This is a genomic window from Streptomyces niveiscabiei, assembly GCF_001419795.1.
Classification (GTDB): domain Bacteria; phylum Actinomycetota; class Actinomycetes; order Streptomycetales; family Streptomycetaceae; genus Streptomyces; species Streptomyces niveiscabiei.
In genome coordinates this window covers 1-8,655 of sequence record NZ_LIRL01000876.1, presented here as the reverse complement: position 1 = coordinate 8,655, position 8,655 = coordinate 1, and the positions used below count along the sequence as shown (strand labels likewise).

The following is an 8,655-nucleotide window of genomic DNA, read 5'->3' as shown; positions in this document are numbered from 1 at the left end:
TCCACCAGCAGTTCCCCGACGCCCGGTACGACGTCAAGCGGGCCATCTCCCAGGGCGACCTCGTGCTGCTCCACTCCAACGTCGTGCTGGTCCCGGGCACCAAGGGCGCGTCCGTCGTCGACATCTTCCGCTTCCAGGGCGGCAAGGTGGCCGAGCACTGGGACGTGATCCAGAACGTGCCGGACACCACGGCCAGCGGCAACGACATGTTCTCCACGCTGAGTTCACCGCGCGTCTCGCAGCCCCTGGACCACCGGCTCACCCAGGCCAACCAGGCGCTGGTCACCAAGGCGTTCGACGAGCTCATGGTCCACAAGGACCTGACCGCCCTCGACCGCTACTGGGACCCCGGCTACCTCCAGCACAACACGCAGATGCAGAGCGGCGTGCCCGCAGCGAAGACCGGCCTCGGCGGGTACTTCGCCTCGGCGCCGCAACTGACGGTCATCCCGAAGCGGATCATCGCCGAGGGCGACCTGGTGGCCGTCCACAGCCACTACGTCAACTATCCGGGAGACCGGGGCGCGGCGATCCTGGACCTGTTCCGGGTGCGGAACGGCAAGATCGTCGAGCACTGGGACATCATCCAGAACGTCCCGGAGACCTCGGCCAACGGCAACGGCATGTTCTAGGGACCGCCGTCGACCTCACGCGTTCGCGTCGCGGAGCGTGCGCAGGATGCGCTCCAGGTGGCGGCGGTCGTCCGCCGAGAGTGGTCCGGCGACGTGGTGGCGCAGGTGGGAGACGTGGGCGGTCAGTGCGCGGTCGAGCGCCTGGCCGCCCTTGTCGGTCAGTACGGCGAGTGCGGCTCGCCGGTCGGCGGGATCGGGGGCGCGGCGGATGAGTCCGTCCTTCTCCATGCGGTCGGCGAGCCGGGTGAAGCCGCCCGAGCTGAAGGACACGGCCTCCGCCAGGTCCGTCATGCGGAGCCGGTGGCCGGGGGTGCGGCCCAGTCGCAGCAGTACTTCGAACCAGGTCTGCGGTATGTCGAGATCGCGGTTGACCAGGGGTTTGAGGCAGCTGTAGGCCTCCACGAAGAGACCGAAGAGTGTCACGTCGTCGTCGTTCAGCAGGTGCTCGTTCACTCCTCAAGGGTGACAGAAGGACATGAACGGAAGAAACTGCCGTTGCAATATCTGCTTCAGCAGTTATATTGTCTGAGTCAGCAGATACTTCGCTGTGGGGTGTTCTCCCCGATCACCACCCTTCACCCGAGGAAGCACGCATGAGCACTCTCTCCTTCAAGGTCCTCGATCTCGACTTCCCGGCCGGCAGCAAGAACAAGACGGCCACGCTCGTCACCGGTGAGAACGAAGCACTGCTGGTGGACGCCGCCTTCACCCGCGCCGACGGCCACCGCCTGGCCGCCGAGATCCTCGACTCCGGCAAGACCCTCACCACCGTGTTCGTCAGCCACGGCGACCCCGACTTCTACTTCGGCGCCGAGGTGATCGCCGACGCCTTCCCCGAGGCGAAGTTCGTCGCCACCCCGATCGTCATCGAGCACATCGCCCACTCCTACGAGGGCAAGCTCAAGGCCTGGGCCGCGCTCGGCCCGAACCTCCCCACCCGCCTGGTCGACCTGGAGCCGCTGACCGGCGACCTCACCCTGGAGGGCCACACCTTCGAGCTCAAGGGCGGTCCGGCCGGCCTGCCCGACCGGCACTACCTGTGGCAGGCCGAGTCCCGCGCGCTGCTCGGCGGGGTCCTGCTCTTCCAGCAGGAGCACGTCTGGGTCGCCGACACCGCGACCCCCGGCGACCGCGCCGCCTGGATCGGCCTGCTCGACGAGATGGCCGCCCTGGACCCGCAGCTGGTCGTCCCCGGCCACCGCCTGCCCGGCACCGCGGCGGACGCCTCCGCGATCACCGCCACCCGCGACTACCTCGTCGCCTTCGAGGAGGAGCTGGGCAAGGCGGCCGACGGCGCCTCGCTGAACGACGCCCTTGTCAAGCGCTTCCCGGACAACGGCATGCTGATCGCCGCGCAGATCGGCTCGAAGGTCGCCAAGGGCGAGATGAAGTGGGGCTGACCATGAGCGACTTCACCACCTCCACCGCGCCCGCCGATGTCGTACGGCGCCAGTACCTGGCCTCCGCCGCCGGTGACCTCGCGGCCCTGCGCGCCACCCTCGCCCCCGACGTGGAGTGGACGGAGATGGCCGGCTTCCCGCTGGCCGGCACCTACCGCACCCCCGACGGCGTGACCTCCAACGTCATGGAGCAGCTCGGCAAGGAGTGGGACGGCTGGACCGCGCACGACGACACCTACGTCGTCGACGGCGAGAACGTCGTCGTCCTGGCCCGCTACACCGCGACCAACAAGGCCACCGGCAAGGCGATCGACGTCCGCGTCGCCCACCACTTCGTGGTCCGCGGCGGACTGATCGTCCGCTTCGAACAGTTCGTCGACACCGCCCTGGTGCGCGACGCGATGACCGGCTGAACAGCCCGAGCAGGACGGCCCACAAGCGGGAGCGGGGCCGTCCGCATGCGCATGAGCACCGTCCTCGGTGCGAACCCTGTCCCCATTCCCATGACGGAAGGTTTCATCAGCATGTCCATCCTCCCCAGCAGGCGACGCATCCTGGCGACAGGTGCCGGTGCCGCTCTCGGTGCCGGAGTGTTCGGCGCGTCGACCGCCTCCGCCTCCGCCTCGGTGTCCCCGCACGCGGCCGGTCCCGAGGAGACCCGGTCGCTCGACGAGCTCTACCGAGCCGCCCTCGCGGAGGGCGGAAAGCTCGTGATCTACGCGGGTGGTGACGTCTCGACGCAGGCGGACGGCCTCCGCACCGGCTTCAAGAACCGCTTTCCCGGCATCGATCTGACGGTTGTCGTCGACTACAGCAAGTACCACGACGTCCGGGTGGACAACCAGTTCGCCACCGACACCCTCGTACCCGATGTCGTGCAGTTGCAGACCGTCCAGGACTTCGTGCGCTGGAAGGAGCAAGGGCGGCTGCTCGCCTACAAGCCGGCCGGGTTCTCGAAGGTGTACGCCCCCTTCAAGGACCCGCAGGGTGCCTGGGTCGCCGTGCAGGTGGCCGCCTTCAGCTTCATGTACGGTCCGGCGGCGGTCGGTCCGGACGTGCCCACGAGCCCGCTCGACCTCGTCGACGCCAGGTGGAAGGGGCGGATGGCCTCCTCCTACCCGCACGACGACGACGCGGCGCTCTACCTCTACACGCTCTACGTGCAGAAGTACGGCTGGGACTGGCTGGCCCGGCTGGCCGCCCAGGACCTCCAGTTCGCCCGCGGCAGCTTCAGCCCCAGGGACGCCGTCACCAGTGGACAGAAGGCCATCGGCATCGGCGGCTCCGGCGCGCCCCTGGCCTCCGGGCCCGTCAAGTGGGTGCTCCCCGACGGGGCGACGCCGTTCATGTCCTGGGGGCAGCGGGCCGCGATCCTGAAGCAGGCCAAGAACACCACTGCCGCCAAGCTCTACCTCAACTGGCGGTTGTCCACCGGAGAGCAGCAGGCCGCCACCAACGGCTGGTCGGTCCGCACGGACGTCACTCCGCCCACGGGCCTCAAGCCCGTCTGGCAGTACCCGAACGGCAACCTCGACGGCTTCCCCCGCTTCATGGCCGACCGCGCCGCCGTCGAGCGCTGGAAGCAGACGTTCGCTCTCTACTTCGGCGAGGTCAAGGGAGACCCGACCCCGGGCTCGCTCGGCCTGCATCCGGGCGCCTGACCCGTCATCTGGTCGCTCCTCTCATGAATCCGTTGTAGATGAATTTCTGAAGCGCCAGGAAGATGATCAGGGTCGGGAGGATCACCAGGATCGCTCCCGCCGAGATTGTCTCCCAGTGGGCGCTGAAGGGGCCTTTGAAGCGGAACAACGATGTCGAGATCACTCCCAGGTCCTGTGACGGCATGTACAGGAACGGAATGTAGAAGTCGTTGTAGACAGTGATGCCCTTCACGATCACCACGGTCGCTATCGCCGGTTTGAGGAGGGGGAAGATGATGCGGCGGTAGATCGTGAAGGCGTTCGCTCCGTCCAGGCGGGCTGATTCGTCCAGGGAGATGGGGATGGAGCGGACGAATTGCAGGAAGATGTAGATCGAGACGATGTCTGTGCCCATGTAGAGGGTTATGGGGGCCCAGAGGGTGTCGAACATTCCGAAGCCGTTGACTATCTGGAAGGTGGCCACCTGGGTGGTGACGCCGGGGACCAGGGCCGCCAGGAGGAAGAGGGTCACCACCAGTTTCCTGAAGCGGAACGTGAAGCGGTCTATCGCGTAGGCCGTCATCGAGCCGATCAGGACCGTACCGGTGATCGAGAAGAGCAGGATGACCGCCGTGTTGCCGAAGGCGGACAGCATGTGGCCGTCCTGGAACGCCGTGACGTAGTTGTGGAAGTTGAGGAAGTCGTCGGGGAGGGCCAACGCCTGGTCGTCGCGCGCGAGTTCGTCGTCCGTCTTCAGGGACGTCAGGAAGACGACCGTGAGCGGGAGCAGGACGATCAGCGTCGCGAGGATCAGGGAGAGGTGGACCAGGGCGCGGGAGACGGAGCGGCGCGTCATGTGAGGTCCACCCTGTCGTCGGGGACGAGTCTGCGCTGGATCCAGGTGACCGCGAGGACGATCAGCAGAAGGACCAGTGCGCAGGCGGAGGCGAGGCCGGTCTTGTTGAACTGGAAGGCCAGTTTGACGGTCTGGATGACGAATGTCTCGGTGCCGGTCGCGCCGCCGGTCATGATGTACGGGACCTCGAAAACAGCGAGGGAACCGGAGATGGAGAGAATGACCGTCAGCGTCAGGACCGGTTTGATGCCGGGGGCGATGATGTAGCGGAACTGGTGCCAGCGATTGGCGCCGTCGAGTTCTGAAGCCTCGTACAGTTCGCTCGGAATCGACTGGATCGCGCCCAGGAACAGGACGAAATTCAGGCCCAGGTAGCGCCAGACGGAGACGCCCGCCAGGGAGACGTTCGCGGAGACCGGCGTACCGAGCCACGCGTGGTCCGTATGGACGCCGATCAGGGCGAGGACGGAGTCGAGGGTGCCGCCGTCCTGGAAGAAGTACAGGAAGACGAATCCGATGGCGACGCCGTTGATTAGATAGGGGAAGAAGAGGACGCCCTTGAAGAAATTGCGGAACCGGACGTTGAAGCTCAGGACCGTCGCGAAATAGAGCGCGGCGACGATCTGGACGGCGGACGCGGCGAGGTAGTAGCCGCTGACGAAGAACACCTCGAACAGGTCGGGCCGGGTGGCGAGTTCGCGGTAGTTCTCGGTGCCGGTGTAGTGCAGTTCGGGGCTGACGCCGTCCCAGTCGGTGAAGCTGTAGCCGATCATGTTGACGATCGGGACGTACGTGAAGGTGATCAGCAGCGCGAGCGGCGCGAGCAGGAACAGCCAGGGGGTGAGCCCGCGCAGGAGGCGGGCGCGGCGCGGGGCCGGCGCCGGTACCGGCGTGGCGTCCTTCTCGCCCCGCCGGTCCACCGCCGCCCGCTGTGCGAGGCCCGCCATCAGGACCCCACGTTCTTCTCGGCGGCCGTCCACTTCTTGCCGAGGTCGGCGAGGAAGTCGTCGAGGTTCCCCTTGCGGGCGCCGCGTGCGAGGTCGACGAGGTTGAGGCGGTAGTCGGGCGCGTAGATGCCGACCTCGGACTCGTTGTCGATCAGCTTGACCTTGGCGCCCTGGGTGTCGTCGAGTTCGATGAGCTTGACGCCGGCGTCCTCGTACGGCTTGAGGACGGCGGGCAGGGGGGCGTTCTGGAGCGGGGAGATCGCGAGGTTGTCCTTGTCGTAGCCGGACTTCTCGGTGAACCAGTCGATCCAGGCGCGGGCGGCTTCCTTGTGCTTCGAGTGGACGTTGACGGCCTGGTTGTAGTCGGGGCTGACGGTGGAGCAGAACGTGCCGCCGGTCTGCGTGGGGAAGGGCATGAAGCCGATGTCGTCGGGGTCGACGCCGGCCTTCTTGGCGGCGTCCTGGAACTGGACGATGGCCCAGGTGCCGAGCCACTGGGTGGCGATCTGTCCCTTGGCCAACTGGGGTTTGGACAGTTCCCAGTTGGTGGTCGTCGGGTCCTTCTCGGCGAGGCCCTGGTCGACGATGTCGTAGAGCAGGGTGTCGCCGACGCGCAGGTCGGCGCCCTCGGCCCAGGGGTCGCCCGAGGCGAGCTTGGCGGTGGCGCCGGGGTCGCAGTGGACGAGGCCGTTGACGGCCGTCCAGGAACTGAGCGTCCACTGGGCGGCGAAGTTCGTGTAGTACGGCGTCGCGTCGGTCTTGTCCTTGATCGCCTTGAGGGCGGTGAGGAACGCGGCTGGTGTGGTGGGCCAGTCGGTGACGCCGGCCTCGCGCCAGATCCGCTTGTTGTAGACGAAGCCGGGCATGACGCCGATGGGGGTCTGTCCGTAGACCTTGCCGTCGACGGCGGTGAAGCCGGTGAAGCGGAACTTCTTGGCACGGTCCTCGACGGTGCCGAGGGAGGCGAAGAACTTCGGGTAGTCGGACTTCTTGATGACCGCGGGGATCATCAGGACGTCGCCGTAGTTCTCCGTGTTCATGCGGATCTTGACTTCGGACTCGTAGTTGGTGAGCGCCTGGAACTCGACCTTCACCTGCGGGTACGTCTTGTTGAACGCGGCGGCGTACTCCTTCATCCTCCCGTTCTGCACGAGGTCGGTGCGCTGGGTGAGGACGGTGATGGTGCCGGAGACCTTGGCGGGGTCGGCGGGGGCCTCGGCGTCGGCGCCCTTCGAGGTGCCCCCGGTGGAGGTGCAGCCCGCGGCGAGGAGAGCGGCTCCCACGGCCACGGCCAGGACGGTACGGCGGTTCATGTGCATCGACTCCGTTCAGTGGGACGGAAGAGCACGTGCGGGTTGGCTGATTCGGCACTCTGACAGCGCTTTCTCAACCGGTAAAGTCCCATTCCCGCCAAGGATGTGAAACTCGTCGTCCTCCCTTGAGGTGGACCGGTTTAGGGAGAGCGCATGCTTCAGGTCGCACCGCTGCACGACGGCTGGACCCTGCGGCACGACGGCGAGGCGCTCCCGGCGGTGGTGCCGGGCTGCGTGCACACGGACCTGCTGGCCGCCGGGGTGATCCCGGACCCGTTCCTGGGGCTGGGCGAGACCGAGGTGGCGTGGGTCGGGCGGCGGGAGTGGACCTACGAGCGCGACCTGGTCGCGGAGGCGGACGGGCACGAGCAGACCGACCTCGTCTTCGAGGGCCTCGACACGGCCGCCGAGATCCGTCTCGACGGTCAACTCCTGGGCCGGGTACGGAACATGCACCGCTCGTACCGCTTCGACGTGACCGGCCTCAGCGGCCGGCTCACCGTCCGGTTCGCCTCCGCGTACGCCGAGGCGGAGGCGGTGCGGGGGCAGGTGGGCGAGCGGCCCGGCGCGTACGCCGAGCCGTACCAGTACCTCCGCAAGATGGCCTGCTCCTTCGGCTGGGACTGGGGTCCGACGCTGGTGACGGCGGGCATCTGGCGCCCGGCCCGCCTGGAGCGCTGGGCGACCGCCCGCATCGCCCGGGTCCGGCCCCTGGTGACCGTCGAACAGGGCGTGGGCGTCGTCGAGTTGGCCGTCGAGGTCGAGCGCGCCCGCGTCGAGGCGGCCCTGTCCGTCGAGGCCCGGGTGGGCGGCGTCCGGGTGCGCGGCGCGATCGACGGCACGACCGGCACCGTCCGCCTCAGGGTGCCGGACGTCGCCCTGTGGTGGCCTCGCGGGTACGGCGAACAGCCGCTGTACGACGTGGAGTTGACGTTGCTGCACGGCGCGGAGGCGCTGGACGTGTGGCGGCGCCGGGTCGGTTTCCGCACGGTCGAGCTGGACAGGTCCCCCGACGAGCACGGCACCGGGTTCACGCTGGCCGTCAACGGCGAGCGGCTCTTCGCGCGGGGCGTGAACTGGATCCCGGACGACGTGTTCCCCTCCCGGATCACCCGCGAGCGCTACCGGACGCGCCTCCAGCAGGCCGCCGACGCGGGCGTGGACCTCGTCAGGATCTGGGGCGGCGGGATCTACGAGAGCCACGAATTCTACGACGCCTGCGATGAGTTGGGGCTCCTGGTCTGGCAGGACTTCCCGTTCGCGTGCGCCGCCTACCCCGAGGAGCAGCCGCTGCGGGGCGAGGTCGAGGCGGAGGCGCGGGAGAACGTCGTCCGGCTCATGCCGCACCCCTCGCTCGTGCTGTGGAACGGCAACAACGAGAACCTGTGGGGGTTCCGGGACTGGGGGTGGGAGGAGGCGCTGGGCTCGGACTCCTGGGGCGAGGGGTACTACCTGGGCGTACTGCCGCGTGTGGTCGCGGAGTTGGACCCGACGCGGCCCTATACGGCGGGCAGTCCCTGGTCCGGGTCCTGGGACCGGCACCCGAACGATCCGGCGCACGGCACGCATCACTCGTGGGAGGTGTGGAACCGGCTGGACTACGCGGCGTACCTCGACGAAGTCCCGCGTTTCGTCGCCGAGTTCGGGTGGCAGGCGCCTCCCGCGTACGCGACGCTGCGGCGGGCGCTGCCGGGTGAGGAGCTGGCGCCGGACTCGCCGGGGGTGCTGCACCACCAGAAGGCCGAGGACGGGAACGGGAAGCTGGAGCGGGGGCTCGCGCACCATTTCGCGCTGCCCGGCGGGGACTTCGACCGGTGGCACTATCTGACGCAGGTCAACCAGGCGCGTGCGGTGGCCGCCGGGGTCG

9 protein-coding genes are annotated in these 8,655 nt (G+C 68.1%); 5 read left to right on the top strand and 4 right to left on the bottom strand.

Annotated elements, in window-relative coordinates:
• On the top strand, positions 1 to 632 hold a 632-nt coding region (locus AOK24_RS36025), incomplete at its 5' end, for a nuclear transport factor 2 family protein (protein ID WP_240554280.1).
• A 15-nt stretch (positions 633 to 647) separates the two neighbouring features.
• Here the strand turns inward: AOK24_RS36025 and AOK24_RS36020 are convergent.
• Positions 648 to 1,085: a MarR family winged helix-turn-helix transcriptional regulator gene (locus AOK24_RS36020; RefSeq protein ID WP_055724173.1), complete on the bottom strand. Its 438-nt coding sequence runs from the start codon at positions 1,083 to 1,085 to the stop codon at positions 648 to 650.
• Positions 1,086 to 1,225: 140 nt separating this feature from the next.
• On the opposite strand from AOK24_RS36020, the gene AOK24_RS36015 reads away from it, so the two are divergent.
• From AOK24_RS36015 to AOK24_RS36005, 3 genes are all read left to right on the top strand, one after another.
• Positions 1,226 to 2,032 (top strand): MBL fold metallo-hydrolase, encoded by an 807-nt coding sequence (locus AOK24_RS36015; RefSeq protein WP_055724172.1) that lies wholly within the window; start codon positions 1,226 to 1,228, stop codon positions 2,030 to 2,032.
• A gap of 2 nt (positions 2,033 to 2,034) precedes the next feature.
• A complete protein-coding gene (locus AOK24_RS36010; protein ID WP_107104126.1) occupies positions 2,035 to 2,445 on the top strand; it encodes a nuclear transport factor 2 family protein in 411 nt (136 codons plus the stop codon).
• A gap of 111 nt (positions 2,446 to 2,556) precedes the next feature.
• On the top strand, positions 2,557 to 3,693 hold the full coding sequence (locus AOK24_RS36005; RefSeq protein WP_055724175.1) for an ABC transporter substrate-binding protein: 1,137 nt from the start codon (positions 2,557 to 2,559) through the stop codon (positions 3,691 to 3,693).
• 4 nt (positions 3,694 to 3,697) lie between these two features.
• On the opposite strand, the gene AOK24_RS36000 is transcribed toward AOK24_RS36005, so the two are convergent.
• Genes AOK24_RS36000 through AOK24_RS35990 form a run of 3 tightly spaced genes read right to left on the bottom strand, consistent with a single transcriptional unit; the run spans position 3,698 to position 6,788 of the window.
• Positions 3,698 to 4,528, bottom strand: a complete 831-nt coding sequence (locus AOK24_RS36000; RefSeq protein WP_055724170.1) for a carbohydrate ABC transporter permease — start codon at positions 4,526 to 4,528, stop codon at positions 3,698 to 3,700.
• Positions 4,525 to 5,475: a carbohydrate ABC transporter permease gene (locus AOK24_RS35995; protein WP_107104125.1), complete on the bottom strand. Its 951-nt coding sequence runs from the start codon at positions 5,473 to 5,475 to the stop codon at positions 4,525 to 4,527. The genes AOK24_RS36000 and AOK24_RS35995 overlap by 4 nt, the downstream gene beginning before the upstream one ends.
• Positions 5,475 to 6,788 (bottom strand): ABC transporter substrate-binding protein, encoded by a 1,314-nt coding sequence (locus AOK24_RS35990; protein ID WP_055724169.1) that lies wholly within the window; start codon positions 6,786 to 6,788, stop codon positions 5,475 to 5,477. Before AOK24_RS35990 ends, AOK24_RS35995 begins: the two co-directional genes overlap by 1 nt.
• A 153-nt stretch (positions 6,789 to 6,941) precedes the next feature.
• Between AOK24_RS35990 and AOK24_RS35985 the strand changes: the two genes are divergently transcribed.
• Positions 6,942 to 8,655: glycoside hydrolase family 2 protein (locus AOK24_RS35985; RefSeq protein ID WP_055724168.1), on the top strand; the 1,714-nt coding region annotated here is incomplete at its 3' end.